This is a genomic window from Crossiella cryophila (genome assembly GCF_014204915.1).
Taxonomy (GTDB): Bacteria; Actinomycetota; Actinomycetes; order Mycobacteriales; family Pseudonocardiaceae; genus Crossiella; species Crossiella cryophila.
Map to the genome: position 1 here is coordinate 5643563 of NZ_JACHMH010000001.1, position 25163 is coordinate 5668725.

Genomic DNA, 25163 nt, shown 5'->3' on the forward strand with positions numbered 1-25163 from the left:
CGGCGAAATGGACGTTTTCAGCTGAAATCGGACCCGCCGCCGCGCCGGGCGCGTTCGGCCAATAACCGGAAGGCGAGCAGGGCGGCGGCGAACCAGCAGCAGCCCACCGCCACACCCAGTGCCGCGCGCGGCAGCACCGCCTCGGCGCCCGCGCCCTCGGCCACCCGGCGGACCGCGGCGAGCACGTGGGTCAGCGGCAGGGCGGTCGCCAGGTCCTGGACCCACCCCGGCCAGAACGTCACCGGGATCTGGACGCCGCAGATCGCCATCATCACCAGGTAGCTGGCGTTGGAGACGATGTTGCGCAGCCCCGCGGCGTTGAGCACCAAGGCGGCCAGGAACAGGCCGAAGCAGTAGGCGCTCAACGCGGCCAGCGGGACCAGCACCAGCAGCAACAGGACCTGCCCAGCCGTCCAGCTGACCCCGAACAGCGGTGCCAGCGCGAACAGCGACACCAGCGAGGTCGCCGAGCCGCTCACCGGCCACTGCAGGCTGCGCCCGAAGAAGACCCAGCCCAGCTGCGTTGGCGCGGCCAGCAGCAGCGGCAGGGTGCCTGCCCGGCGCTCCCAGGTGCTGGAGGCGACCACCATCATCGCCTCGATCACGCAGGTCATCACCGAGTTGCCGATCACCAGGAAGCGGGTGTGCTCCGGCGAGCCGAGCAGCAGGCCGACGGAGGCGAAGAAGGTGACCTGCGCGAGCATCCGGCCGAGCCAGCCGACCGTCCAGCTGGTCCAGGTGTAGGTGGCGCGCAGGTCGGCCACGGCGTTCGCCGCGCTGTGCCGCACGACGCGCAGCGGCGCGACCACAGACCTCATGGGAGTCCTCCGGGCTGGGGCGATCTGGTCATCGGCACGGACCCGGTCAGACCTGCGAGAGGGTGCCCTGCTCGCGCACCCGGCGCAGGAACCGGCGCATCAGCAGCGCTCCCGCGGCGTGACCGGCCAGGCCCAGCAGGCAGATCACGGCCAGCCGGGCGGCGGGTGCGGCGACCGGGGCGGGGGAGAGGGTGTCGCGCAGCAGGTCCGAACTCCAGGACAGGAAGATCACCTTCGACAGCGGCTGCACCCACTCCGGCAGCAGGTGCACGGGCACCAGGACACCGGCGAGCAGGTAGAACGGATAGCTGAGGGTGTTCTGCACGATCCGGGCCGACGGGGCGACCACGAACACCGCGGCCAGCGTGCTCGCGGTGCCCGCCATCGCCAGTGCGGAGGCCAGCAGGCAGGTCAGGAACAGCACGGGGTGCTCGATCGGCAGCACGATGCCGAACCCCGCCGCGGCGACCAGCCAGGCCTCGCCGAAGCTCAGCGAGCCGAACAGGGTGACCGCGGTGATCCGCGCGGTGACCAGGGTGGAGAACCGGGCCGGGGTGGCCACCAGCGCCTCCAGGGTGCCCCAGTGCCGTTCCTGGGTGATCACCTCGCCCGCGATGAACAGGGCGATGGCCCACAGCGACATCAGGCAGGGCGCCAGCACCGCGTAGGCGGCCAGGTCGCGCCGGCCCGCGTGCTCGCTGATGGCCAGGAACACCACGGTGAACAGCGGGGCGGTCACCAGCACGTGCAGCAGGTCCGGCGTCCGGCGGGCCAGCGCGAGCTGGAACCGGAACGCGCTGAAGGCCAGCCGCATCACCGCACCGCCATGCCACGTTCGCCGATCAGGCGCAGGTAGACCTCTTCCAGGCTCGGTCTGCTGGTCGCGATGGTGGTGACCCCCTCGGCCACCAGGCGTTGCAGCACCTGGCGGGTCGCCGCGGTGCCCTCGGTCTCGATCCTGGCGTGCCCCCGTTCGTCCCGGTGCACGGCCGCCACCCCGGGCAGCCCGCCGAGTTCGGCCAGCAGCGCCTCGGGCGCGCCCTCGACGTCGACCCGCTCGAACCGGGAGATCAGCGCGCCGAGCGTGGCAGGCCGCTCGGAGGCCAGCACCGCGCCGCCGTCGATCAGGGTGACCTGGTCGCACACCGCCTCGGCCTCGCGCATGTCGTGCGTGGTGAGCAGGATGGTGCGCCCGTCCTGCCGGAGTTCGCCGAGCACATCCCGGAACTCGTGCGCCGCGACGGGATCCATGCCCGCGGTCGGCTCGTCGAGGATGAGCACCCGAGGGTCGGCGACCAGGCCCCTGGCCAGGTGCAGCCGCTGCTTCATGCCCCGGGAGAAGGTGTTCACCTGGCTGGCGGCCCGCTCGGCCAGGCCCATCCGGTCAAGTAGGTGTTCCACCCGTTGTCGCAGGTCCCGGCCGTGCAGGCCGTACAGCGAGGCCCAGAAGCGCAGGTTCTGGCGGGCACTGAGCTTGCCGTAGAGCCCGCGGTCGCCACCGAAGACGACGCCGACCGTGCGCTTGACCGCCGCGGTGCCGGTGACCACGTCGTGGCCCAGCACGGTGGCCGTGCCCGAGGTGGGCAGCAGCACCGTGGACAGGATCTTGCACAGGGTCGTCTTGCCCGCGCCGTTGGGGCCGAGCAGGCCCCTGACCTCGCCCGGCTCGATGCTCAGGTCCACCCCGCGCAGGGCGGGCACCGGCTCGCCCTTGCCCCGCTGGGCGCGGAAAGTCCTGGTCAGCGCCTGGGTGCGGATGGCGGTCACGTCGATTCCCCCAGTGCGCGCAGGACCGAGGTGAACTGCTCGGGGTCGACCAGTTCGCCGGTGACCAGCAGCAGGTCGGCCACCGGGGTGGCCAGCACCGTGGACCCGGCCACCTCGCGCAGCTCGGCCACCGGCCAGTCCTCCCGGCCGGAGACCTGCCGCAGCGGCATCCCGTACACCGGCCTGCCGGTGGCGAGCCGGTCGGCCACCGAGTCCGCCGCGCCCGCCTCCGCCGGGTGCCACCGGGCTCGCCGCGCCAGCTCCGCAGCCGCAGGCGCGCGCAGCCGCTCCAGTGTCGGAGCCAACGGTCCCAGGCTGGCGAACCCGGCGGCGTAGTCGAGCAGTTCGGCCAGCTCAGGCGCCAGGTACAGGCCTGCCGCCGCGGCGGCCACGGTCTCGCCTGGCGGGGCGTCCCCGGCCAGCACCAGCACGTCCAGCACGTCCTTGGCGTGGAAGTCCCGCTGGTGCCGTTCCTCGGCCAGGGCCAGCAGGTCGGCCAGCCAGGGATCGGCTGGCAGGGCCGCCCTGATGGGCACCGCTCCGCCGTCGCCGGGAAAGGCCATCGTGGAGATCTCGATCTTGTACCCGCGGTCCAGCAGGGGATCCTCGGACGGCCAGGCCAGCGCGATCACCACATCGCGGTGCCCGGAGTGCTGGAAGACCGTCAGGTCGATGTCCTCGACCTGCCGCACCGCCAGCACCGCGCGTGCGGCCAGCCACAGCCGCGCCTCGTCCGCGGCCACCAGGTCCAGATCACCTGCCGGGCGCAGCAGGTCCGCCGGGTACCGCTGGGCCAGCTGGGGCCCCTTCATCACCCGCACCCCGGCCTCGGCCTGGACCAGGCCGAGGAACCGGCGGTAGGTCTCGGCTCGCACCCGGGCCCGCCGCAGTTCGTCGGTCGAGCCGGTGCCCAGCGGCAGCCCGTCCCGCTCGGCCAGCGAGAGCACCAGGTGCGGCAGCGTGCGCGCGGCCGCGCGGGCGGCGCGCAACAGGGCCCTCGGCGTCTCCCGTTCCGGCAGGCCGAGCAGGCGGTGGAGCAGGGGCAGGTCGATGTGCGGGGTCACGCGCCCTCCAGCGGCGGAGCCGAGTAGTACCGGTGGTCGAGCACCCAGCCCCGGCGCAGCAGCGAGGCCAGCACCGCCTCCGCCCGGGAGGCGGCCGCGCCGACCGGGTGCACGACGTGCCCGATCAGGGGCAGGCCCTCGGCCTCGGCGTGCGCCGCCGCGGCCGCGACCAGGTCCGCGGTCAGCCCGGAGACGTCCTGGTCCGGTTCCACCAGGGAATCGAGCAGTTCCACGAAGTCGCGGCCGGTCACCTCGTCCTGGGCCGCGCACAGCAGCGTGACGTGGCCGACGGCGATCCCCCCTGCGGTGGCGACGTAGGAGCGCCGGTCCGGCGCGGCGAGCAGCTGGGTGGCCAGCTCCGCGGACCGCGCCCCGGCGTCGTGCCCCTGCTCGCGACCGGCCAGGTCGAACGCGGCGGCCAGCCAGCCCACCAGGGCGGGCTCGTGCCGGGTCTCGGCGGGCAGCACGTGTGGTGGGACGGGGCCTGCCTTGCCGGTGAAGCGGATGTAGGTCAGGTGCGGGGTCCAGGGCGGTCCGGGGCTCAGGTCCGGTGGGACCCGCAGCACCGTGCGCTCGGCGGCGGGTGCGGTGGTGGCCAGTGCCTGGCGCAGTCGCCGCAGGGCCGAGGGGTCGGCCAGCAGCCCGGGATCGACGTACTCGGCCAGGCACTGCCGCTGCCCGGTGACGGCGTCGAGGTGCTCGCCCACCACGTACGGCAGGCCGTCGAGGGTGGCCAGCAAGCCACTGGCTTCGGCCGACCGCAGGTAGTCGGGGCTGACCTGCTCGATCATCGGGCCTCCGGGCGCACCACGGTGATCAGCTCGCAGGCCAGCCGCTCGGCCGCCTGGCGGACCTGCTCGGCGGTGACCCGCGCCAGCGCGGCGAGTTCCTCCTCCAGGGACCACTCCGGCCCCCAGACCAGGACTCGCCTGGCGGTGAGGGTGGCGCGTTCCAGGGGGTTCTCCGCGTTGAGCACCAGGCTCATCCGCGCCTGGTTGCGGGCCGAGGCCAGGTCCGCTGGCAGCGGCCCCTGCTCGGCCACCCGCGCCAGGACCTCCCGCACCACGGCCAGGAATTTGTCCCCGTTGCCGCTCTCCACCCCCGCCAGCAGCCGCCAGGCCCCGGCCTCGGTGTACCCGCGCGACCAGGCCTGGAAGGCGTAGGCCAGGCCGTGCTCGCCGCGTACGGCCCGGTAGAGCAGCGAGGTCGGGCTGGCGCCGAGCAGTTTGGCCAGCACCGCGTAGGGATGCCGCTCGGGTGAGTTCGCCGCGGGGGAGCGGCCGCCGAGGCACACCCAGGAGAACTCGGTGGACCAGCGGAGGGGCTCCGGCGGATCCAGCGGGGGCAACGGGAGGTGCTCCCCGGCCCGTGGCCACGCCGGGGCCGCGTCGTGGTGCTGGAGCGAGGCCGGGATCTCCGGCCCGACCACCACCAGCGCCCTTGGGCTGGCCAGGAATCCGTTCCGGTGGCCTTCGAGCACATCGGCCAGGGTGAGCCCGGCGACCTCGGCGGGGGTGCCGCCGACCGGGCGGCCGAGGGGGTGGCCGGCGAAGGCGGTGGCCAGGAACGCGTCCTGCACGGTGTCGGCCGGGTCCGCCTCGGCGGCGGCCAGTTCCTGCAGCACGACCTCGCGTTCGCTGCTCAGCAACGTCTCGGTGAGCTGCGGCGCCAGCACCGCCCGGCACAGCTCACCGGCCACGGCCTCGGCGTCGGCGGCGCCCACCTGGGCGTAGTAGAGCATGGACTCCGGGCCGGTCTCGGCGTTGGCGTGCCCGCCGAGGCTCTCCACCTGCTCGCTGACCGAGATCCCGCCCTCCCGAGGGGCCGACATCAGCGCGTGTTCCAGCATGTGCGCCAGGCCGCCCTTGCCCTCGGGATCGTGGCGCGAGCCGTAGCCCACCGCCAGGCACACACTGGTGGTCTTGAGCCGCTCGTCCACGATGGGGACGAGCGGGATCGGTGCTGTGCTGGCCATCTGCGACTGTCCTTCGGCAACGGGCGGAATTCGCTGGCGGGTGCTGCCGCGATTTCGCGGCAGCACCCTTCAGCCGGTCATCAGCGGTTCGGCTTGACCTTCACCTTGTCCAGCCGGGGCCGGAGCAGGCTTGCGTGCTTGCGCATATTCGATTCACCTCGCCTTCTGATAGGACAGCGAGCGCGCGAAAGTATCCGGAAGAAACTTCCGGAATCGGGCGCTCAGCTGATGGGGCGAATGGCCCTTTTTGGAACGTAGCATAGGGCTCGGACGGCTACAAGAATCCGATCCCGGGCCTACTTGGCGCGCATCCGGCTTGCAGAACTGTGGCCGCGATCGGCCAAAACCAATCCCATTCGGCTTCGATCCTGTAATGCTGGAGACCATGCACTGCAATGACCCCTGGTGAGGCACGTCCACGTGCCCATACGGTCGAGTTCATTAGTAAAACGTTAGTAAAAGCAGCGAGAGGTCCTTTATGCGCGGATCACCGCAGGTGAACCAGGACGGCCTGCAACCAGAGCTGGATCGGCTGTTCACCGCCGCGGCCGCGGGCCCGCCGGAGACCCACCGGGTCTTCCGGATCGGCGGATTCCGCTGCTGGGTGCACAGCACGCTGGCCGGTCAGCACCGGGCCCTGCGCCTGTTCGTGCCGTGGGACACCGACGCCCGAGCGCACGCCCCGCGCGGGCCCGAGGACTGGTCGGTGGACACGGTGATCGCGCCGGAACTGCTGGCGCGGCTGCGGGAACTGGGCGAGGGCAGCCGGGGTGAATCCCTGGAGATCTTCGCCGGGGAGACCGTGGTCGACCACCACCGCCTGGCCGGACCGACCGAGCTGTTCGTGCCACAGGACAGCCTGCGGCACGTCGTGCTGCAGCGCGGCCGTGACGTGCGGATCGTGCTGGCCGACGGCGACCGGTCGCTGGCCACCTACGCGGTGCGCGCTTTCCGGGAGGCATTCCACCGGACCCAGGAGGAGGCAGGCGGCCTGATGATGCACGCCGCCGCCTGCGCGGGGCCGGACGGCGCCGCGCTCATCGTGGGGGAGAAGGGCGCGGGCAAGACCACCTTGCTGCTCTCGGCCGGGAGCCTGGCCGGCGCGAGCTACCTGGCCAACGACCGGACCGTGCTGCGGCCCGGCCCGGAGGGCCACACGCTGCTGGCCTACCCGATGGTCTGCCGGGTCCACCCCGGCACCGCGGGGGTCTTCCCCGAACTCGCCGCGCTGGCCACCCGGCCCGGCAGGCTGGCCCGGCCCCAGCACCCCCTGTTCAGCACCCCGCACGCGGACTTCGCCGAGGTACTGGCCGCGGCCGGGCCCGGCACCAAGCTGGAGTTCGCGCCGGCCGAACTCACCGAACTGCTCGGCATTCCCCTTGTCGACCAGGCCCCGCTGCGCTGCCTGATCTTCGCCGCGATCGACCGCGACCGCCGGGAGGTCGCCGCCGAGCCGGTCGGGCCGGCGGAGGCGGTGGCCGAGCTTCTCGCGCAGTGCTTCACCCCCGACGAGGAGAAGTGGATCACCCCGTGGCTGCTGCCGCGCAGCAGGGACGCCGACCGGATGCGCCGGGACGCGGCGGCTGCGCTGCGCCGGGTCGCCTCCGACCTGCCCTGCTACCGGCTCCGGTACGGCCACGGCGCCGAGGCGGCCGCCCGCGCGGGCGAACTGGTGATGTCGATGATCTCGCGCTCGCCCGCCCTGGTCGGCGGCGGTGCGCCCGGAGTGGCCGGAGGCTCCCGATGATCGAGGGCACGCAGCAGACACCGGTCCCGGACCGGCCGCTGACCGAGGGCCTGGCCTGGTTCGAGCGGTCTTCGCGGACCGTGGTCGGCGGCGTCAAGCGGATGAACCTGCTCGACGATCCGGCCGAGTTCCCCTGTTTCTTCACGCACAGCGCGGGCGGACGCACCTGGGACGCGGACTCCCACGAGTACATCGACCTCATCGCGGGCAAGGGCAGTGTGCTCATCGGGCACACCGAGCCTGCCGTGGACGAGGCCGTGATCGCCGCCATCCGCGGCGGCAGCATGCCCCCGCTGACCCCGACCGACTACCCGGTGGCCGCCGAGCGGCTGTGCGCGGTGACCGGGATGGGCAACCGGGCCAAGTTCTTCCGCACCGGCTCCTGCGCGGTGACCGCCGCGGTCCGCATCGCCCGTGCCGCCACCGGCAGGCAGACCGTGCTCACCTGCGGGTACCACGGCTGGCACGACTGGTTCGCCGAGCGGGACAAGAACCCACGCGCGGAGGCCCCCGGCCCGGTGGTGGAGTTCGGTTACGACGTGCAGACCCTGCGCGAGTTGCTCGCCGCCACCAGCCCGGCCGCGGTGGTGGTCACCCCCGAGCCCGCGCTGTTCGACCTGGACTTCCTGCGCCAGTGCGCGGAACTGGCGCGGGCGGCAGGCGCCCTGCTCATCGTGGACGAGGTCAAGACCGGGTTCCGGGCCGGTCCGCTCGGCTACGCCGCCCTGGCCGGCGTCCGGCCGGATCTCACCGTGCTGGCCAAGGCCCTCGGCAACGGGTACCCGGTCTCGGCCGTGCTCGGCGACGTCGCGGTGATGGCGGCCGAGACGGAGATCCACGTCTCCGGGACCTATGAGACCGAACGCCTCGGCCTGGCCGCGGCCACCGCCTGCCTGGACCTCTACGCCGCGCGGACCGAGGCCGAACACACGGCCTACCAGGCGGCCTGCCAACAGCTGGCCGACGGCCTCAACCGGATCTTCGCCACTCACGGGACGGGCGCGCACGCCTGCCTCGGACCGGGCAACACCCAGATCATCTTCGCCGACCAGGAGTGGGCCACGGCCTTCTACCGCGCCTGCGCGCGCCGCGGCCTGCTGCTCTACTGCTTCGACGACGTGAACCTGATGTTCGCCCAGACCGGCATGGTCGAGGCGATCCTGGACATCGCCGCGGCGGCGGTCGCGGCGGTGACCACTCAGCTCGGCGGCTGCCCGCCGCTGACCGTCGACCACCTCGCGGCCTACCTGAACCGGCACCGCGTGCTGGGCAAGGACCAGCAGCAGGCAGGCAGGGTCCTCGAGCGGGTGCGCGCGCGGCTGGGCTGGGCTCGCCCGTGACCACCCTGCACAAGAGCCGGGTGCGCAGCCGCCTGCAGACCCCGCCGCTGACCGCGGCCGACATCGCCCGGCTCACCGAACTCGCCCGCTTCCCGGCCGAGGGCCGCCCGCTGCGGCACCCGGTCCCGCACCGGGGGGACCCGCTCGCCGGACTCCTCGACCGGCACCGCCTGGACGGCATCGCCGCGGCCGCGGGCCAGGCCCCGGCGAGCCCGGCCCCCGGCCCGGCGCTGGCCGAGGCGGACACCGTGCTCGCCACCCTGGCCGCCGCGCGGGTGCGGGCGTTGCGGCTGAAGGGATCCTGGATCGCCGGCGAGCTGTACCCCCGGCCGGCCATGCGCCCGATGTCCGATGTGGACCTGCTGGTGTCCGAGCAGGACAACGGCCGCGCCGTGGTGGCACTGCGGCAGGCCGGCTACCGGGTGGTGCCAGGGCAGGAGTTCAACGGCACCTCCAAGCGCCTGCACGGAGCCCAGCTGCACCACCCGGACCGCGGCGTGCCGGTCGAACTGCACCACCGCATCGCCCGGCAGCTGCCGCTGTCCCGGCTGGCGCGGCTGCTCGGCCTCAGCCCCTCGGCCTGCGCCCTCCCGCCGGTGGCACACCTGTTGCACCGCCTGCTCGACATCGCCAAGGACGGCTGGGCCCGCACCGGACTGCTGCCTTACACCGATGTGCTGCTGTTGCTGCGCCAGGCCCAGGTCCGGGTGCCCGAACTGCTCGACCTCGCGGTGGCCGCGCGGGTGCCCGGCGCGAGCGCCTCGGCCCTGCTCGCCTTCGACGCGCTGCTGGGCCCCGAACTCACCGCGGCCGAACTGGCCAGGTGCCGGCGGCTGGAACCGGCCGCGGTGCGCCTGGCCCGGCTGGCCGCCCTGCGCCAGGACGGCGGGTGGCGGGTGCGGTACACGCCCCGTTGGCAGCGCCGGATCATCCGGCTGGCACTGGGAAGGACCTACTGACCGATGTTCGACGTCGTGCTGTTCGAAGGCATCACCGGCACCGGCAAGAGCACCCTGTTCCGGCACCTGGCGGCCGATTCCACCGCGGCGGGCTACGAATCCCACCTCACCCTGGCCCAGGCGTACACCCTGCGGATGGCCAGGCCCGAGGGGATCGTGGAGCACCTGCGGGACCTCACCGAGGGCATCCGCTCGCTGCACGCGCTCTACACCGGCAGCGAGTTCGCCGCCCGCACCGACGAACGCGGCAGCATGCTCGTGCTCGCCGAGGGCTTCCACCTCTACGGCCTGCTGGAGCACCAGCCAGCCGAGCAGCGGGCCGAAGGGCAACGCAAGATCGAGTCGGTGCTGCGCGAGGTCCGGCCGCTGGTGGTCTCCCTCGAACTCCAGGAGTCCGCGGTAAGGGAGCGGTGTGTGGAGTCCACGCTGCGCACCCGCGGCCCGGGGTGGCGGGAATTCCTGCGCCGCTACGGGCAGACCCACGAGGAGATCGCCGGGTACTTCACCCGCCGCCAGCGCGCCCACCGCGAGCTGGTCGAGGCCTCCGCCCTGGAGGTGCTGCGGATCGACACCTCGGCCGGCGACTGGGCGGGGTACCTGGCGCGCGTGGTGGACCGGCTGACCGGGCCGCGCCCGTGACGGCCCCCCGCGGTCTGGCCTTCTGCGGCGTCACCGGCGCGGGCAAGTCCACCCTGACCACGGCGGTGGTGCGGCGGCTGGCCGCCGGTGGGCATTCGGCGGTGCTGCTGCAGAACAAACTCCTGCAGTCGCCGGGGGCCGAGGTCTTCGCCACCGACGGCGCCGAGGGCCTGCGCGGGTTCCTGGCCGCCCAGGCCCGCCGCTGCGCCGCCGCCCTCGAACTGCTCGGCCCGGCAGGCTACCTGGTGTGCGAGAGCCTCGGGGTGAACCTGCTGGTCGAATGCGGACTGGAGGACTCCGCGCTGCTGTCCGAAGTGGACAGTGCGCGGGCCGAACTGGGCATCGTGCTGGTGCGCCTGCACTTCGGCGCCGAGCAGGTGCTGGAACGCAGCGTGCTCTCCACCGTCCGGCACCGCGGCCCAGGCTGGCAGCGCTATCTGCGGCGATTCGGGCCCGATCCGCTCAGCCAGGCGGCGGAGTTCCGGCGCCGCAGGGAGCAGGTCGACCGGCACTTCCAGCACAGCGCGGAACCCAAGATGTCCATCTCCACCGAGTCGATGGCCTGGGATGCCATCGCCGACCAGCTGCGCACCGCGCTCACCGGAGGCACCAAGTGACTGACGGCCTGCGGATCGTGGACCTGATCGCCGGTTTCGGCGACACGTTCCGGTTCAACTGCCCCACCGAGATCCTCTTCGGCGCCGGCCGCGCCGCCGAGCTGCCCGCGCGGGTGCGCGCCCAGGCCCGGCGGGTGCTGGTGGCCGTGGACGCCGCCGCCGCGACCGGCCCGGCGGGCGAGCTGCTCGCCGCCCTGCGCGCCGAGCAGGCGATCGAGCTGGCCGAGTGGAACCCGCCGGCCGGAGAACCCACCCTCGCCGGGCTGGCCGGTGGCGCAGACCTGGCCCAGGCGCACCGGCCCGAGCTGGTCCTGGCCATCGGCGGCGGGGCGACCATGGACAGCGCCAAGGTGCTGGCCGTGCTCGGCGCGGCCCCGGCCGGGGTCACCGCGGCCGACGTGATCGCCCCCGGCACGTACCGCCCTGCCGACGTGGTTCCACTGTGGACGGTGCCAACCCTGTCCGGCTCCGGCGCCGAGGTGACCAGGGGCACCGTGATCGCCGACGGCCATGGCGTCAAGAACGGCTTCGCCAACCCCGCGCGCCATCCCGCCCTCGCCGTGCTCGACCCCACCCTCGCCGTCGGCGCGCCCGCCGCCGTGCTCGGCCCGCCCACCGTGGACGTGTTCTGCCACGCCACCGAGTCCCTGCTGGCCGGGCGCGGCTTCCCGATCAGCGACCTGCTCGCCGCCACCGCGGCGACCCTGGTCGTGCGCAGCCTGGCCGAGCCGCTCGGCGAGCGCTCGGTGACCGGCGCCGGTCAGCTGATGACCGCCGCGGTGTTCGGCGCGATGGCCTTCTCCAGCGGATCGGGCCTGACCACCGCGCACGAGTACTCCGACATCGCCGGCCTGCGCCTTGGCCTGCCGCACGGCTACGCGGCGAGCCTGCTGCTGCCCGCCGTGCTGGCCCGCCAGGCCGAACTCGGCCATCCCTCGGTCGCGCGGCTGGGCAGGCTCTTCGCCGACGCCGGCCTCTCCGGTGATCCCGGCCGGGACCTCGCCCACGTGCTGGGTGAGCTGGGTGCGCCCAGACTGCCGGAAGTGTGCTCGCCGGAGCAGGCGCTGGAGCTGGTGGAACTGCTCTACGCGGTCGGCGATGACCGGCACTGGATCTCCCGCCAGGACGCGATCACCCTGGTGGGCAAGGGATTCGAACTCGATGCCTGACCCGGTGACGGTGGCCACGGCCGTGGTGGCCTGCTGGCTGGCCCTGCGCTACACGCTGATCTGGGCCCGGCTGTGGGCGGCACCCCAGCGGCTGGCCGCCGATCGCGAACGCGACCTGGCCGCCAGCGAGCGGTTCGCCGGTGACAATCCGCCGGAACTGGTCTTCATCGTGCCCGCCTACGCCGAGGCGGACACCCTGCCGGACTCGGTGCCCGCGCTGTGCCGGTCCATCGAGGCCGGCCAGTACCCGGCGAGGATCATCGTGGTCACCTCGCTGGCCGAGCGGGCCGCCCCCGAACAGGTGCCGGTGGGCGCGGGCGGCCACGGGCACGGGCCCACCGCGCGGGTGGCCCGGCGGCTGGCCGCCGAGTACCCGCAGGTGACCCACCTCGAACACGACGGGCCGCGGCCGAACATGGCCGCCCAGTTCAACGCGGGCGTGGCCGCGGTGCGGGCACAGGCTGGCGAGCGCGCCGGGCGCACCTACCTCGTCTGCTACAACGCCGACACCACCGCGGCGGCCGACACCGTGCAGGCACTGGGCGACACCCTGACGGCCACCGGCCTGCCGCCGGTCGCCCAGCTGATGTGCGTCTCGCTGCGCAACCTGGACCGGCTGCGCGGCCGATGGGCCTGGTACCTGGCAGGCGCGGCCTACTACCAGACCCGCTGGGCGCTGGGCTTCGAGTTCGACATGTACCGGCGCAACAGCCGCCGGGGCGGCGCCTACTACCTGCGTGGCCACGGGCTGACCGTGCGGCTGGACCTGCTCAGCAGGCTCGACGGGCTGAGCAGCCGCACCGCGCTGGAGGACCTGCTGCTGGGCTTCCGCCTGTCGCTGCGCGCCATCCCGGTCCAGGTGGTCCCGGTGGTGGAGAACACCGACACCCCCACCACCGTCCGGGAGTTGCTGGCGCAGAAGAGCAACTGGTTCTCCGGCATGTGGGACGTGCTGCGCTACCGCCGGTTGCTGGGGGCCGAGGCCGCCGAGTTCGGCGCCCGCTTCCACCTGCTGCGGCTCGTCTCGCTCTACCGCGACGTGGCCTCCTGGCTGCTCGGCCCGCTGGCCGGGCTGTGGCTGCTGGTCTGCGGGTTCTTCGGCGGATGGCCCTGGCTGGCCGCGCTGCCGGTGGCCAACGCGGTGCTGTCGGTCCTGCTGGTGCGCCGGGCGGCCCGCGCGGCCGGACTGGACGCCGCGGTGCCGGGCGTGGGCTCCCTGGCCCTGTCGGCAGGCACGCTCGCGTACTCGCTCAGCCGGAACCTGGGGCCGCTGCAGCACCTGACCCGTCAACTGAGGAAGTGGTTCACCGCATGACCGTCGTCGCACTGCTCTACCACTGCGTCCGCCCGTCCGAACAGGCCTGGCCCGGTGACGACCTGCTCCGGCTGTCCGTGGGCGATCATCGGTTCCGCGAGCAGCTCAAGACCCTGGCCGCCAACGCGGAGGTGCTCGAACTGTCCGTGGCGCTGCGGCACGGTCCCAGCCTGGAGCGCTCCCGGAACCTGTACGTGACCATCACCTTCGATGACGCCTACGCGCGGACCCTGGAGCTGGCCCAGGCCGCGATCCGGGACACCGTCGGGGTGCCCGCCACCGTGTTCGTGCCAGCGGCGCACTGCGCGCGCGAGCAGCCCTACTGGTGGGACGTCTTCGGCCGGGCGCACGGCGTGCGTGGCTGGCGCGACGCGGCGCCCGCCGACCCCGCGGCCACCCTGCGGGAGCTGCGCGGACTGCGCTACGCCGAGGCGGAGGCGCGGGTGCTCGACCTCGTGCGCCCCGAGGTGGTGGCGCAGTGCCCGGACCGCGCGGCGACCTGGGCCGAACTCGCCGCACTCGACCACGAACACCTGCGCTTCGGCAGCCACGGCTGGTGGCACGAGAACCTCAGCCTGCTCTCCCTGCGCGAGCTGGACCACGCGCTGCGCGAGGCCCACGCGGCCATCACCGGCGCCGGCCTGCCCACCGTGTCCGCGCTGGCCTACCCCTTCGGCCGGGAAAGCGACATCACCTGGGAGCAGATCCGGGAGGTCGTCGGGCTGCGGCACGCCTACGGCCTGCTCTCCGAAGCCGGTCGCTTGATGGGCGCTCCGGCGACCAACCCGCTGGCGCTGCGGCGGGTCTTCGCCGACGACATCCCGCCGGAGGACCTGCTGCGGCGGATCCGCACCGTCGCAGGCCAGGACTGAGCGCACCCCGCCCCCACTCATCGAAGAAGGAGACCTCGCCATGCGGTACTACCTCGGGCTCGGCGGATCGAAGCACGATTTCGCCACCTGCCTGGTAGGCGGCGGGAAGGTGCTCGCCGCCATCGAGGAAGAACGGATCACCCGCAAGAAGCGCAGCTACGGGGTGCCCGAGGACGGCCCGCTGGCCGGTGTGCGCTACTGCCTCGACCTCGCCGGGATCACCATGGCCGACGTGGACGCGGTCTTCGTCAACGACCTGCTCGAACCGTGGAGCTACGAGACGCTGGGCAAGGACACGCACGTGGTGGGCCATCACCTCGCGCACGCCGCCAGCGCCTACTACGTCTCCGGCTTCGACTCGGCGGCCGTGCTCGTGGCCGACCACAGCGGCGGGCGCTGGCGGACCAAGGACGGCACCCTGACCGCCGAGGTCGTCTCCTACTACCGGGGCGAGGGCAGCGAGCTGACCCTGGTCGACCGGCAGTCCTCCGCGGACTCGGTGACCGTGGAGAGCAGGCCGTTCGCCACCGACCTGCGCGGCTCGCGGGGCATCGACCTGCTCAAGCGGCCGGGCCACTCACTGGGCCGGTTCTACGCGCAGCTGGCCAAGCTCGCGCAGTGCAACTCGGTGCTGGGCGACGGCAAGCGGCACACCGAGAGCGGCAAGCTCATGGGCCTGTCCGCGCACGGCACACCGGTGCTGCTGGACCGGATGCGGGCCTGCTTCGACCTCGGCACCGCCGGACGCGTGCACTTCCAGGCCAACGAGCAGGGCGAGTCCTTCGAGGACATCGCCCGCCACCACCTGGAACCGAGGGGCACGCCGGAGCAGTGGTTCGCCCGGCGCGCCGATGTCGCCTATGCCGCGCAGCACTGCCTGGAGGAGATGGTGCTGCACCTGGCCCGGCACGCCGCCGAACTCACCGGCGAACGAGCCCTCGGGCTGGCCGGTGGCACCTTCCTCAACGGACTGGCCAACGAGGCCGTGCTGAGCGCGGGCGTGGCGGACCGGCTGTTCGTGCAGCCCGCCGCGCACGACTCCGGCACCGCACTCGGCGCGGCCCTGCTCGGCGCGGCCAGGGACGGCAACTGGCCGTGTCCCGACCCGCGCCCGTTCTCCCCGTTGCTGGGCAAGGAGTACTCCCCGGCGGAGATCGAGTCGACCCTGGCGGGCCAGGGCGTGCCGCACCGCAGGGTCGCCGACCCGGAACTGGTCGCGGCGCGGGCCATCGCGCACGGCCGGGTGGTCGGCAGGTTCACCGGCCGCAGCGAGTACGGGCCGCGGGCCCTGGGCAACCGGTCGGTGCTGGCCGATCCCCGCGACCCCGGGGTGCGGCGGACCCTCGACGAGCGGATCAAGTACCGCGAGCCCTACCGCCCCTACGCGCCCGCCGTGCGGGAGGCGGACACCGCGCGCTACTTCGCCCTCTCCGGCCGCTCGCCGCACATGCTGCTGATCGGCCGGGCCACCCCGGAGGCCGAGGAAACCGTGCCGGCCGTGGTCCACCTCGACGGCACGGTACGGGTCCAGGAAGTCACCGAGCAGCAGTACCCGAGCCTGCACCGCCTGCTCGGGTACCTCGAGGACCTGACCGGGGTGGGCGTGGTGCTCAACACCTCGATGAACGTCCAGGGTGAGCCGATCGTGGAGACCCCGGCCGACGCGGTGGCCTTCCTGTTCGGCTGCCTGGTGGACGTCCTTATCATCGGGGATTTCGTGTGCTGCCGTTCCGAGCACGAACTCGGCCGGTTCATCGAGCGCCACGGGAAAGACGGGGATCCGCACAGTGACCGATGACCACCAGACCGACTGGTTCGGCCTGCCGCCCGAGGCCGTCGCCCACTGCCAACGGGTACTGGGCCCCTGCCACCCGGTCGCCGACCTGTCCTGGCCGCACGGCGGGGCCCGCACCGTGGAGGTGCACGCCGCCGACGGCCAGAGCTGGATCGCCAAGTCCGTGGCCAAACCCTCGGCCTACGAACGCGAACGCGACGCCTACCGCGACTGGGTCCCCGCACTGGCGGACAACGCACCCCACCTGCTCGACGCCGCCGACAACCTGCGACTCCTGCTGATCAGCAAACTGCCAGGCACCCTGGCCGAAAGCACCCCGGCCGCGACCTCCCCCCAAGCGCACCACCGTGCGGGCGAACTGACCCGGCGCTTCCACCAGTCCACCGCCCCCATAACCGATCCCGGCTTCGCCCCCCGCCTGCTCGCCAAGTTCGACAGCTGGGCCACCCGAGCCGAGACCCTGCTCTCGCAATCCCAGCTGGCCGCCGCCCGCACCGAACTGTCCGGCCTGGCAACCCTGCCAGCCCCCACCCTGGTGCCCTGCCACCTGGACAACCACCCCCGCAACTGGCTGGTCGACGACACCGGCAGGCTCCGCCTGATCGACTTCGGCCACGCCCGCAAAGACGTGTGGATCCAGGACCTCAGCCGCCTGCACTTCGGCGTCTGGCACAACCGCCCAGACCTGCGCGAGGCATTCCTGTCCGGCTACGGCCGAACCCCGACCGAACTCGACCTGGCCGTACTGCGCTGCTACGCGGCCTACACCGGGGTGAGCACGGTCGTGTGGGCACATGAACACGCCGACCCGGAGTTCGAGGCACACGGCAGGGAGATCCTGGCCCGCAGCGGCAGCTGACACCGGGGCCGAGTGCACCTTCCCGAACACGGAACGTTCATGTATGGTGACTGTACGTATGGGGATGCGTGCGAGGTGATGGGTCGTGCACGGGGGGAACGGGACCGGGGGCACCAGCCTGCCTCCGACGGTCGGACGCAGCGGCGCGCGCCGCTGGTGCCGACCTGCGGCAGCTCACCCAGGAGCTGGTGAACCTCAGCGAATCCGTGGATCAGGTCCGTGCGTCCGCGCACGCCCGCACGGGGATCGTGGCGACGGGCCAGTTCAGCGTGGCCACGATCGGCGCGGACGGCCTCCGCCGGTCCTGGCCACTGGTTCTGGGCCGCTCAGCGGGATCCACGGGAAGGAGACCGCGTGCCGGACGCCGAGCGCAGAGCCCGCGCCGAACATCGGGACGCGCTGATCGTCGTGGTGATCGCCGAGATCAGCTTCGCGGCCGCGCCGCTTGTCTGGTCCACCAGTCCGATCGCGGCCAGTACGGCGCCGTTCGGCCCGACTGGTTCCAGAGTGATCATCGTGGCGGTGATGGTGGCGCTGGCGATCGGGGCGGTGCTCACCGGGCTGTGGGCCAGGACATCCGGACAGGTGCGGCTCGCCACCGTCGTGTTGTTGTGGCTGACGATCATCACCGCGGCCGTGATCGCGATCGCCACTCTGCTCACCGGCTCGGCGCTGTCCTGGCTCCTGCTCGGTGGTGCGTTCGCCAGCCTGCCCCTGCTACGCGCGGCCCACCGCGTAGTCGGTGCACCGCCCGCCACGGACAGGACCACCGGAGGGAGAAGTCCATGAGCGACGAGCTGCTGGTGAGACTGGCCCAGCTGCGACAACAGACCGCGGCCATGCAGACGCTGTTGCGTGCGGCCGAAGCGGCCATGCCCCGGCAGGCGGCGGGCTCCGATGCCAGCGGCACGGTCCAGGTCACCTCGGGGCCGGACGGCCTGCCTGTCTCGTTCCGGGTCGGCAACGACTGGCAGCGCAGGCTCCAGCCGGAAGCGTTGGGGGCGGCGGTGCTGGCGGCGTTCCAGGCGTCGGTGGGGCAGCGGATGGTGGCCTGGTCGGACAAGTTGGCCACGGACGGGTGGCAGAACCAGCTCGATCAGTTGAAGGCAGCGTCGAGCACGACCGGACCGGCGCCGACTCCCGGCAACCGGCTGCCCGACATCGGGACCCCGCGGCCGCTGGACGTGGTCGCGGAGGACGCGCTCAAGGCGTTCGACCGGCTCGAATCCTTCGATCCGGGAACCGGTGGCGCCACTGTCACCGGCACCGACCGGTCCGGCAGGCTCACGCTCACCTTGTCCCCAGCCGGGCTGGTCTCCTGCACGGCGGACGCGCGCTGGACGGCCGACCAGACCGCCACCCGACTCATGAACGCGCTCGGCGAGGCCCTCCAGACAGCCAGGGCGGCGCTGGAGGAGCAGCAGCGCACGCCGCGGGCGGATCCGCTGGCCGGCGTGGACAGCGTGCTGGCCGAAACCCTGGCCCTGCTGAACAACCCAGACCGCCTCCTCGACTGAAGGGCGACTCGACATGGCACCGCCAACCGCGGACCAGGTCCGCGCCGCGACCGCGGCACTGCGCGACGAAGCCGATGTGTGGGACAGGCAGGCCGGGGAGATGGGCGAGGTCGTCACCCTGGCGGAGGCGATGCGGCTCAACCGGGTGCAGGCCGGGCTGTTCCAGCTCGTCTTCGACACCTACACCGAGGTGGTGAACCAGGTGGTCGACAGGTCGGGCGAGGGCGTCAGGCGGATGGGGGAGGTCGCGAACACGCTGCGCCAGGTGGCCGACACCTATGAGCGGGAAGAGGCCGCCAACCTGCACAGGATCAAGGGACTTTACTGAAGGGGGAGCGTTGGGATGGCTTTCAGCCCCGCGCAGTTCAATGCCGTGAAGACGAAGGTGGACAAGGGGATCGACGACCTGGAGGCTCAACTGGCCGCGCTGCGCACGGCCATTCGCCTGCAACCCCAGGTGGCGATGATGCCGGAGTTCCTCAGGGACGCCATCGAATGGTGCGCCGAACAGATCTACCGCACGGGACACCACATCTGCGTGACCGTCAAGGACATCGCGGTCGGCATCGCCGCCCCGCTGTACTTCTTCGCCTATTCCCTGGAATGGCTGGACGTTCGCGGCCAGGCCACCAACGTCGTCGGCCAGTTGAAGCCCGAGGCGATGCCCGCGGTCAACTCCTGGGCAGGCTCAGCGGCGGTGTCCTACAAGTCCCACATCAAGCCGCAGGGCGACGCCGCGAACAAGATCGCCACCATCGCGGAGAAGACCTCCGCCGCCCTGGCCATCAGCGCCGCGGCCGGCCTGGCCTTCTACGCGGCCATCGCCCTGCTGCTGGCAAAGGTCATCGCCGCCGTCACGACCGCCGTGGTGCTGCTGGGCAGCGCCGTGCTCTCGCTGGCGGGCCTGGTGGTTTTCGTTGGCGAGCTTGGCCTGACCACCGGCATGATCTCAGGACTGGTCACCGCACTGGTCGCCTTCCTGGGCAGTCAGGCGCAGAACCTGGTCAGCCTCAAAGGCGAGGCCATCGACAACAGCTTCTTCCCCGGCGGCAGGTGGCCGGACCCGTTCACGGGCTCCTACCACGACGGCAGCGTCAGCGACGGCGACGCCGACTGGTCCCTCAACCGGTAGCGAGGTGATCAGGTCACTTCCAGGCCTGGATGAGCATGCGGTTCTGGATGGTCTTGATTCCCCGGTGGGTGGTCCATTCCTGGCAGATCCGGTCCAGCACCGCCTTGTCCGCGACCGGGTCGAAGCCGCGGATGGCGGAGGTCTGTTCCAACAGCAGCTCCAGGCCGGTGCGGGAGTAGTAGGTCGCCCAGAACCCTTCTCGGACCTCGACCCGGTCGAAGAGGCCGGCGAACTCGTCTTCGTATTCACGGGCGCGTTGACCCTGGTCCAGGTCGGCGAACTGGCCACGCGGGCCGTGGTCGTCGGCACCGAACTCGGTCTTGAAGTTCCACTTGTCGCGGTCGCCGATCTTCTCCAGGACCGCCCGGCCGCCAGGCCGCAGGACGCGGCTGATCTCGCTGGTGTCGTGCGGCGCCAGCATCACCGTGACCAGGTCGAAGGAGGAGTCCGGGAACGGCAGTTGCTCGGCGCGCCCGGCGACGACGACCGCGTTGCCCACGGCACTGGCCGTGATGTTGGTGTGCGCCTGGGCCAGCATGCGTGGGTTGGGTTCGACGCCGACGACCTGCCGGACCAGCGGGGCGAGGGCGAGGGTCTTGAACATCGTGCCGCACCCGATGTCCAGCAGCCGGTCGGTGCCGAGGGCCAGCGCGGTGATCTCCGCGCGCAGTCGCCATGGCAGGGGATCCTGGTCACCGCGGATCAGGTCGGACTCGTACGCTTCGGTGTAGCCCACCCCGGCATCATCCCAGCCTGTGCCCGAACCGTTGGCCGCGATGGAATCGCGGCCAAGGCGGCGTACTAGGCGATCCGGGTGATGTTGGCCGAAGTCAACCGAGCCGCCTGCGGTCGCGCGCTATAGATCGCGACATCAGCGCGACCATTCCGAACGGGGGACCGATGCACCAGCCACCGCCGGCCGGTGAACCACCACAGCCGGACACGAGTGGGTTGCACACTGCCCAGCCTCGGCCACGCAGGCGCCTCTGGTGGATCCTCGGCGCCACCACGGCCATCCTGGCGGTAGGAGCCGGGATCACCTGGTGGCTATGGCCCTCGGGGATGGGCGCGGTGCCCGGCACGGTGCAGGCCAGTGTGCTGCCTGCCGAGGAGGTCAGCAAGGCGCTCGGCCAGACCCTGCGGTCCCAGCACGGCACCAGCGAACCGCCACCGGCGCTGTCCGCCGACCCGCTGGAGTGCGCGGTGGCGGTCGGCCCGGCCACGCAGGCCGTCTACGCCAACGGCTGGACGAGTTTCGGGTCGGTGACCTACCAGGACTCCGACACCCAGGCCGACCACACCGTCACCCAGGTGATCGGCCTGTACCCCACCAGCGACGACGCCAGCCAGGTCTTCGCCACCGTGTCCAACGGCATCGCCAACTGCCCCACCGCGGTGCGGGCAGGCGGCGCGGCAGGCCACCGTGCCTCCCAGTGGAACTACGAACTCCACACCGCCACCGCGGAGGCGGTGAGCTGGGTCGCGACCCAGGACGCCGGCGACGGCTGGGCCTGCCACCGGCAGGCACGGCTGAAAGGACGCGCGGTGCTCCAGGTCGCGGTCTGCCAGGCCGGTGACAGCCGTCAGGTCGCCGGCACGATCGCCGACCAGCTCGCCGCCAGGGTGAGTGGGTGACGATGACACGCCACCGCCCCCACCCCTCGCCGTTCCTGCGACGCGCCCTGGCCGTCATCTCCGTCGCCCTGCTGGCTTTCCTGCCCAGCGTGGGGGTGGCGGCCGCCGACACCGCGGTGCTGGCGCCACCACGCCCCGGCGGGCTGGACCTCGGCGGCCAGCTCGACCCCAAGTTCCTCGCCGAGCTGAAGGCGATCGAGACGCGGGTGCTCCAGGAGCAGGAGCAAAGTCGGCAGCTGAACCAGCAGAAGCAGGCCGAAGAAGCCAAGATCCAGGCGCACAACCAGAAATCCGGTGCGGTCCGGCAGAAGGCGGCGGGCTGGAACGGCAAGGCCGCCGCGCTGAACCAGGAGACCGCGGCGTTGCAGGTGCGGATCAACGCGCACAACGCCAGGCCGAACACCTTCCGGTTGCCCCAGCAGCAAGCGGCGTACATGGCCTACAACGCCGAAGCCGCCCAGCTCCGGTCCGAGCAGAGCCAGATCCAGGCCAAGCAGAACGCACTCAACGCCGAGAAGGCAGCGACCACCGCCGAACAGAACCAGATCACCACCGAAGGTCAGCAGCTGGATCGGGAGAAACAGCAACTCAACCAGCGGATCACGGCCCACAACAACGGGATCACCACCCTGCAATCCCAGCTGCGGACCATGCTGGAGCAGACTGCCGCCGCACTCCAGGAAGCCGCGACAGCACCCCAGAACAACGGAGCCGCAGCCGGTCTGACGGCCGGCGGCGACCAGGGACGCCCGGCGAGGGTGTCCGCCGACCTCGGGCGGGCAGGCAACGACGGCGGTGACCCCAGCTCCCCGAAAGCCATCCGCGACGCCCTGACCAAGTACGGCGAAGCCAATGGCGTCACCGTCCACCCGCAACCGGTCCGGGTCCTGCTCACCCCCGGCACGGTGCAGCGGCTCACGCCGGGCAAGGCGGCGGGCCTGTCCCCCTACCGTTCCTACGACGGCCTCATCCTGAACCCGGACAACCGCACGTTCACCGCACTGGAGGTCGTGGCTCCCGGAGCCGCACCGGATCCCGTCTCCCAGGCGATCAACGACGGTGGGCAGGCCACCGCCCTCGTGGACGGCAGGATGCTCAACCTCATCCGGGTCCAGAGCGTGCCCGGTGGCCGTCCCACCGGGCGACGGCCCGAGAAACCGGTCGATTGCGGCCCGCAAGGCTGGGACAAGATCCAGGACACCGACCCCGCCAACGGACATCGTGCCCAGGGGATCACCGCATGCCTGAACCGCGGCTACCTCGCCAGCCACACCGGCACCGCGGTTGGCGCGCAGCCGCCCGGTTACCTGTGGGCGCAGGGTTTCGCCACCACCAAGGGCCTGTCCCCGACCCGCGACATCAATGCCTGTCATCTGCTCGCCAAACAGCTCGGCGGGTCCGGCAGCGACCTGCGCAACCTCTCGCCCTGCGCACGCGGCGCCAACGCCAGTCAGCGAAGTTCGCAGCAGTACAGGTTCAACCACATGGCCATGTGGGAGCAACAGGTAAGAACGGTGATCGACGCCGGCGATGCCCAGGTGATGTACCGCGTGACTCCCCGGTACTCGGGCAACAGGACGGTCCCAACGGGCTACCACGTGTCGATCCAGGGCACCTATCCGGACGGGACCCCGGCGATCGGCCTCAACGCCGTCGTGCCGAACATCCTCTCCAACGGATACAACCTGGGCACGCAGACCGACGCGGGCGCACCGGTTCCCACCGGCGGCACAGCGTGACCAGGGCGAAGGAGCACCGATGAGTTCGGCAGCCGATGTGGACATCCTGATGACGTTGATGCCGCCACCACCCACCGGCGGGCCCCACCTCGACTGGGCGGAGATCGCCCGGTCATGGCAACGCCCGTTCCCACCCGACTACCAGCGATTCATCCAGGTAAACGGCGCCGGGACGATCCAGGACTTCCTGGAGGTCATCCCCCCACAGGCGAAGGCACCCCTGCACGAGGCAGGCTGGAACGGCATGGTCCACGAGACGGGCAACGCGGAGGAAACCTGGAACATGGCGTCCAAGTCCCCCGAGCTGGCAGGGACATCCCCCGCACTGATCACCTGGGCGGCCTCCAGCGGTGCGGACATGTTCTGCTGGGACGCCACCGCGACCGACCCGGCGGAGTGGCCGGTGCTGGTGTTCGACCGCGGCGAGGTCCGGTTCACCCGTTACGACTGCGGCATGGCCGAATTCCTCACCCGCACCCTGCGCGGCGATTTCCCCACCAGTCCCCTGGACGGGGACATCGTCCTGTGGGGCAGGGGAGAGGCGACCTGGAAGAAGCTGTGACCGGGTCGTAGTACGGGTACCGCCGGTCCAGTGCCGCGTCGTCCTGCAGCTCGATCCCGGTCCGGTAGTTCTTTGTCCAGTAGGAGATCCTGCGCTCCCGGTCGTACTCCGAGGTCTGGCGCACCCACCGCTTCCCGACATACGGCACGTCGCACATGATCAGTGAAGTAGAGCTGGAAGGGTGCTGAACTTGTGTTTTGGACCTGTTAGGTGATCATGGGGTCGTCTGTGGGCCGTCACAGAGTTGGGCGTGTCAACCCGGACACGTTGACGTTCGACGGGCCAGCCCCTGCAAACATGAGGACGACCAGCAGGCGCGCCCTCTCCGGGCCGTCGGCGTGGGACCACCCTCGCACACGTGGGGACAACGGGAGCAGGGGCCGCATCCAGTCCGCGGGCAGGGGACCACCCCCGCACACGCGGGGACGACGGACAGGCTGGTCGGCATCCTCGCGTTGCCGGCAACACACCGACGTGCTCGGGCGGCTGGAGTCCGGCTGGTGGGTGGTGGAACTCGGCGAGCCGCACTTCCGCAGCGCACGCCACGTCGCCGCGTTCATGGGGAGATCGCACGCCTTCCTCGGGAACACCGTGCTCCCGATCTCCGAGGAGGAGTTCCAGCGGCTGGCAGCACCGCGCCCAGACGAGCCGAGGGCCGGCAACCTCACACGCTGAGGCAGCCGTGGCTACGAGCACCGGCTCCGCCGAACGCGCCACACCCTTGCTGCTCGGCGATTCCCGGTGCGGCGGCGACCGCTCATGCGCTCGATCCAGCCGTTCACTGGCCGGCCTGCGCGCTGCGGGCCTCCAGCAGGAACTCGGTCAGCGACGTGGCCTCGGTCGAGCCCGGGTCTGCCGTGAACACCACCGCCCTCAGGTCGCCGTCGGGAATGTGGACGGTGTCGCAGTCCAGTGCGATCCGCCCCAGATCCTCGTGCCGCAGCAGCATCCGGCTGTCGTGCTGCCCGGCGGTGGGCGTGCTCGCCCAGAGCTGGGCGAACACGGCGCTGGCGCGCTGGAGGTCGGCGGTCAGAGACGCCAGGTCTTCGTCCGCGGGGTAGCGGGTCGAGGCCGCATGCAGTTCGGCCACCAGCAGGCGCCGGAAGCGCGCGTCGTCACCCGGCGACCGCAGCACCTGGCCGCCCTGACCGACGAACACCCGCCAGGGGATGTTGCCCTCGCGCGGGTGGAGCGAGGGCACCCCGCAGGCCAGCGCTTCCCAAGCCCGGTTCCAGCCGACGACCGTCCAGGTGGCGTCGAGTACGCACACCGGCGTGCTCGCCAGCCGGTCCACGAGCCGGCGCGCGCCATCACTGAGCTGCCGTGGCACCAGCCCTTCCACCGGCGCGTAACCGGCCAGCGCGCACAGGTGCTCGTACTCCGCTCTGCTCACCCGGAGTGCTCGGGCCAGGGCGTTCAACACACCGGGCGAGGGATGCCGACGACCCTGCTCCATGCGTTTCAGGTGATCCGTCGACACGCCGGCCAATTCGGCGAGCTCTTCCCGGCGCAGGCCGCCCGTGCGCCTGCGGCCGTGACCGACGACACCCACCTGTTCGGGTCGGGTGCGTTCACGTCGCTCCCGCAACACCGTTCCCAAAGTGCTCGCGTCCGGCATGGCCGAAGAATATCAGCGGCATCC

General features: G+C 72.0%; 26 protein-coding genes and 1 pseudogene. 18 read left to right on the forward strand and 9 right to left on the reverse strand.

The features are described from left to right. Nucleotides 1-17: 17 nt before the first annotated feature. The 6 genes from HNR67_RS24670 to HNR67_RS24695 are packed head-to-tail and all read right to left on the reverse strand — an operon-like array spanning nucleotide 18 to nucleotide 5624. Nucleotides 18-818 (reverse strand): ABC transporter permease, encoded by an 801-nt coding sequence (locus tag HNR67_RS24670; RefSeq protein WP_185004604.1) that lies wholly within the window; start codon nucleotides 816-818, stop codon nucleotides 18-20. 46 nt (nucleotides 819-864) lie between these two features. Further along, entirely contained in the window at nucleotides 865-1632 is a 768-nt protein-coding gene (locus HNR67_RS24675; RefSeq protein ID WP_185004605.1) for an ABC transporter permease, read from the reverse strand. After that, the gene (locus tag HNR67_RS24680; RefSeq protein WP_185004606.1) at nucleotides 1632-2585 is read right to left on the reverse strand and encodes an ABC transporter ATP-binding protein; all 954 of its coding nucleotides are present in this window, start codon (nucleotides 2583-2585) and stop codon (nucleotides 1632-1634) included. Before HNR67_RS24680 ends, HNR67_RS24675 begins: the two co-directional genes overlap by 1 nt. Beyond that, complete coding sequence (locus HNR67_RS24685; RefSeq protein ID WP_185004607.1) at nucleotides 2582-3649, reverse strand: hypothetical protein; 1068 nt, start codon at nucleotides 3647-3649, stop codon at nucleotides 2582-2584. The genes HNR67_RS24680 and HNR67_RS24685 overlap by 4 nt, the downstream gene beginning before the upstream one ends. After that, on the reverse strand, nucleotides 3646-4440 hold the full coding sequence (locus HNR67_RS24690; protein WP_185004608.1) for a hypothetical protein: 795 nt from the start codon (nucleotides 4438-4440) through the stop codon (nucleotides 3646-3648). The genes HNR67_RS24685 and HNR67_RS24690 overlap by 4 nt, the downstream gene beginning before the upstream one ends. Next, entirely contained in the window at nucleotides 4437-5624 is a 1188-nt protein-coding gene (locus HNR67_RS24695) for a M16 family metallopeptidase (RefSeq protein WP_185004609.1), read from the reverse strand. Before HNR67_RS24695 ends, HNR67_RS24690 begins: the two co-directional genes overlap by 4 nt. A gap of 478 nt (nucleotides 5625-6102) precedes the next feature. Here HNR67_RS24695 and HNR67_RS24700 point away from each other — a divergent pair, with 478 nt between their 5' ends. The 14 genes from HNR67_RS24700 (at nucleotide 6103) to HNR67_RS24765 (ending at nucleotide 19585) form a co-directional block, all read left to right on the forward strand. Continuing rightward, nucleotides 6103-7371, forward strand: coding sequence for a hypothetical protein (locus HNR67_RS24700; RefSeq protein WP_185004610.1), 1269 nt, complete (start codon nucleotides 6103-6105; stop codon nucleotides 7369-7371). Further along, nucleotides 7368-8711, forward strand: a complete 1344-nt coding sequence (locus HNR67_RS24705) for an aminotransferase class III-fold pyridoxal phosphate-dependent enzyme (RefSeq protein ID WP_185004611.1) — start codon at nucleotides 7368-7370, stop codon at nucleotides 8709-8711. The genes HNR67_RS24700 and HNR67_RS24705 overlap by 4 nt, the downstream gene beginning before the upstream one ends. After that, nucleotides 8708-9670, forward strand: coding sequence for a nucleotidyltransferase family protein (locus tag HNR67_RS24710; protein WP_185004612.1), 963 nt, complete (start codon nucleotides 8708-8710; stop codon nucleotides 9668-9670). The genes HNR67_RS24705 and HNR67_RS24710 overlap by 4 nt, the downstream gene beginning before the upstream one ends. Nucleotides 9671-9673: 3 nt before the next feature. Next, a complete protein-coding gene (locus HNR67_RS24715) occupies nucleotides 9674-10309 on the forward strand; it encodes a hypothetical protein (RefSeq protein WP_185004613.1) in 636 nt (211 codons plus the stop codon). Then, entirely contained in the window at nucleotides 10306-10926 is a 621-nt protein-coding gene (locus HNR67_RS46340) for a hypothetical protein (protein ID WP_185004614.1), read from the forward strand. The genes HNR67_RS24715 and HNR67_RS46340 overlap by 4 nt, the downstream gene beginning before the upstream one ends. Next, nucleotides 10923-12095 (forward strand): iron-containing alcohol dehydrogenase, encoded by a 1173-nt coding sequence (locus tag HNR67_RS24725; protein WP_185004615.1) that lies wholly within the window; start codon nucleotides 10923-10925, stop codon nucleotides 12093-12095. The genes HNR67_RS46340 and HNR67_RS24725 overlap by 4 nt, the downstream gene beginning before the upstream one ends. Further along, nucleotides 12088-13410, forward strand: a complete 1323-nt coding sequence (locus HNR67_RS24730; RefSeq protein WP_185004616.1) for a glycosyltransferase — start codon at nucleotides 12088-12090, stop codon at nucleotides 13408-13410. The genes HNR67_RS24725 and HNR67_RS24730 overlap by 8 nt, the downstream gene beginning before the upstream one ends. Next, nucleotides 13407-14282 (forward strand): polysaccharide deacetylase family protein, encoded by an 876-nt coding sequence (locus HNR67_RS24735; RefSeq protein WP_185004617.1) that lies wholly within the window; start codon nucleotides 13407-13409, stop codon nucleotides 14280-14282. The genes HNR67_RS24730 and HNR67_RS24735 overlap by 4 nt, the downstream gene beginning before the upstream one ends. Before the next feature lie 40 nt (nucleotides 14283-14322). Beyond that, complete coding sequence (locus HNR67_RS24740) at nucleotides 14323-16080, forward strand: carbamoyltransferase C-terminal domain-containing protein (RefSeq protein ID WP_185004618.1); 1758 nt, start codon at nucleotides 14323-14325, stop codon at nucleotides 16078-16080. Continuing rightward, the gene (locus tag HNR67_RS24745) at nucleotides 16070-16936 is read left to right on the forward strand and encodes a phosphotransferase enzyme family protein (RefSeq protein ID WP_185004619.1); all 867 of its coding nucleotides are present in this window, start codon (nucleotides 16070-16072) and stop codon (nucleotides 16934-16936) included. Before HNR67_RS24740 ends, HNR67_RS24745 begins: the two co-directional genes overlap by 11 nt. Nucleotides 16937-17290: 354 nt before the next feature. Next, nucleotides 17291-17725, forward strand: coding sequence for a hypothetical protein (locus HNR67_RS24750; protein WP_185004620.1), 435 nt, complete (start codon nucleotides 17291-17293; stop codon nucleotides 17723-17725). Beyond that, nucleotides 17722-18453, forward strand: a complete 732-nt coding sequence (locus HNR67_RS24755; protein ID WP_185004621.1) for a hypothetical protein — start codon at nucleotides 17722-17724, stop codon at nucleotides 18451-18453. Before HNR67_RS24750 ends, HNR67_RS24755 begins: the two co-directional genes overlap by 4 nt. Before the next feature lie 13 nt (nucleotides 18454-18466). Continuing rightward, nucleotides 18467-18781 carry a type VII secretion target gene (locus tag HNR67_RS24760; RefSeq protein WP_185004622.1) on the forward strand — a complete coding sequence of 105 codons (315 nt, stop codon included), beginning with the start codon at nucleotides 18467-18469 and terminating at the stop codon, nucleotides 18779-18781. 15 nt (nucleotides 18782-18796) lie between these two features. Next, nucleotides 18797-19585 carry a hypothetical protein gene (locus tag HNR67_RS24765; RefSeq protein ID WP_185004623.1) on the forward strand — a complete coding sequence of 263 codons (789 nt, stop codon included), beginning with the start codon at nucleotides 18797-18799 and terminating at the stop codon, nucleotides 19583-19585. Between the two features lie 13 nt (nucleotides 19586-19598). Here HNR67_RS24765 and HNR67_RS24770 read toward each other — a convergent pair whose 3' ends face one another. Further along, the gene (locus tag HNR67_RS24770) at nucleotides 19599-20321 is read right to left on the reverse strand and encodes a class I SAM-dependent methyltransferase (RefSeq protein WP_185004624.1); all 723 of its coding nucleotides are present in this window, start codon (nucleotides 20319-20321) and stop codon (nucleotides 19599-19601) included. Nucleotides 20322-20647: 326 nt separating this feature from the next. Between HNR67_RS24770 and HNR67_RS24775 the strand changes: the two genes are divergently transcribed. From HNR67_RS24775 to HNR67_RS24785, 3 genes are read left to right on the forward strand one after another with little or no spacing between them, the layout of a single operon-like run. Next, complete coding sequence (locus HNR67_RS24775) at nucleotides 20648-21220, forward strand: sensor domain-containing protein (RefSeq protein ID WP_221490034.1); 573 nt, start codon at nucleotides 20648-20650, stop codon at nucleotides 21218-21220. 2 nt (nucleotides 21221-21222) lie between these two features. Next, nucleotides 21223-22959, forward strand: coding sequence for a DNA/RNA non-specific endonuclease (locus HNR67_RS24780; RefSeq protein WP_246493493.1), 1737 nt, complete (start codon nucleotides 21223-21225; stop codon nucleotides 22957-22959). 19 nt (nucleotides 22960-22978) lie between these two features. Further along, a complete protein-coding gene (locus HNR67_RS24785; protein ID WP_185004627.1) occupies nucleotides 22979-23521 on the forward strand; it encodes a hypothetical protein in 543 nt (180 codons plus the stop codon). Here HNR67_RS24785 and HNR67_RS44755 read toward each other — a convergent pair. Continuing rightward, nucleotides 23427-23684 (reverse strand): annotated as a pseudogene (locus tag HNR67_RS44755) (hypothetical protein); the annotation flags it as partial. The gene HNR67_RS24785 and the pseudogene HNR67_RS44755 overlap by 95 nt on opposite strands. A gap of 311 nt (nucleotides 23685-23995) precedes the next feature. Here HNR67_RS44755 and HNR67_RS24790 point away from each other — a divergent pair. Further along, the gene (locus tag HNR67_RS24790; protein WP_185004628.1) at nucleotides 23996-24196 is read left to right on the forward strand and encodes a hypothetical protein; all 201 of its coding nucleotides are present in this window, start codon (nucleotides 23996-23998) and stop codon (nucleotides 24194-24196) included. 103 nt (nucleotides 24197-24299) lie between these two features. On the opposite strand, the gene HNR67_RS24795 is transcribed toward HNR67_RS24790, so the two are convergent. Next, entirely contained in the window at nucleotides 24300-25139 is an 840-nt protein-coding gene (locus HNR67_RS24795) for a helix-turn-helix domain-containing protein (RefSeq protein ID WP_221490035.1), read from the reverse strand. Nucleotides 25140-25163 lie beyond the last annotated feature (24 nt).

Excerpts from the sequence above, each read along its gene's own strand:
- HNR67_RS24740 (WP_185004618.1), top strand. The coding sequence starts at position 14,323 with ATGCGGTACTACCTCGGGCTCGGCGGATCGAAGCACGATTTCGCCACC.
- HNR67_RS24690 (WP_185004608.1), bottom strand. The coding sequence starts at position 4,440 with ATGATCGAGCAGGTCAGCCCCGACTACCTGCGGTCGGCCGAAGCCAGT.
- HNR67_RS24735 (WP_185004617.1), top strand. The coding sequence starts at position 13,407 with ATGACCGTCGTCGCACTGCTCTACCACTGCGTCCGCCCGTCCGAACAG.
- HNR67_RS24755 (WP_185004621.1), top strand. The coding sequence starts at position 17,722 with ATGAGCGACGAGCTGCTGGTGAGACTGGCCCAGCTGCGACAACAGACC.
- HNR67_RS24760 (WP_185004622.1), top strand. The coding sequence starts at position 18,467 with ATGGCACCGCCAACCGCGGACCAGGTCCGCGCCGCGACCGCGGCACTG.
- HNR67_RS24700 (WP_185004610.1), top strand. The coding sequence starts at position 6,103 with ATGCGCGGATCACCGCAGGTGAACCAGGACGGCCTGCAACCAGAGCTG.
- HNR67_RS24785 (WP_185004627.1), top strand. The coding sequence starts at position 22,979 with ATGAGTTCGGCAGCCGATGTGGACATCCTGATGACGTTGATGCCGCCA.
- HNR67_RS24780 (WP_246493493.1), top strand. The coding sequence starts at position 21,223 with ATGACACGCCACCGCCCCCACCCCTCGCCGTTCCTGCGACGCGCCCTG.
- HNR67_RS24765 (WP_185004623.1), top strand. The coding sequence starts at position 18,797 with ATGGCTTTCAGCCCCGCGCAGTTCAATGCCGTGAAGACGAAGGTGGAC.
- HNR67_RS24775 (WP_221490034.1), top strand. The coding sequence starts at position 20,648 with ATGGGCGCGGTGCCCGGCACGGTGCAGGCCAGTGTGCTGCCTGCCGAG.
- HNR67_RS24715 (WP_185004613.1), top strand. The coding sequence starts at position 9,674 with ATGTTCGACGTCGTGCTGTTCGAAGGCATCACCGGCACCGGCAAGAGC.
- HNR67_RS24675 (WP_185004605.1), bottom strand. The coding sequence starts at position 1,632 with ATGCGGCTGGCCTTCAGCGCGTTCCGGTTCCAGCTCGCGCTGGCCCGC.
- HNR67_RS24670 (WP_185004604.1), bottom strand. The coding sequence starts at position 818 with ATGAGGTCTGTGGTCGCGCCGCTGCGCGTCGTGCGGCACAGCGCGGCG.
- HNR67_RS24730 (WP_185004616.1), top strand. The coding sequence starts at position 12,088 with ATGCCTGACCCGGTGACGGTGGCCACGGCCGTGGTGGCCTGCTGGCTG.
- HNR67_RS24795 (WP_221490035.1), bottom strand. The coding sequence starts at position 25,139 with ATGCCGGACGCGAGCACTTTGGGAACGGTGTTGCGGGAGCGACGTGAA.
- HNR67_RS24705 (WP_185004611.1), top strand. The coding sequence starts at position 7,368 with ATGATCGAGGGCACGCAGCAGACACCGGTCCCGGACCGGCCGCTGACC.
- HNR67_RS24695 (WP_185004609.1), bottom strand. The coding sequence starts at position 5,624 with ATGGCCAGCACAGCACCGATCCCGCTCGTCCCCATCGTGGACGAGCGG.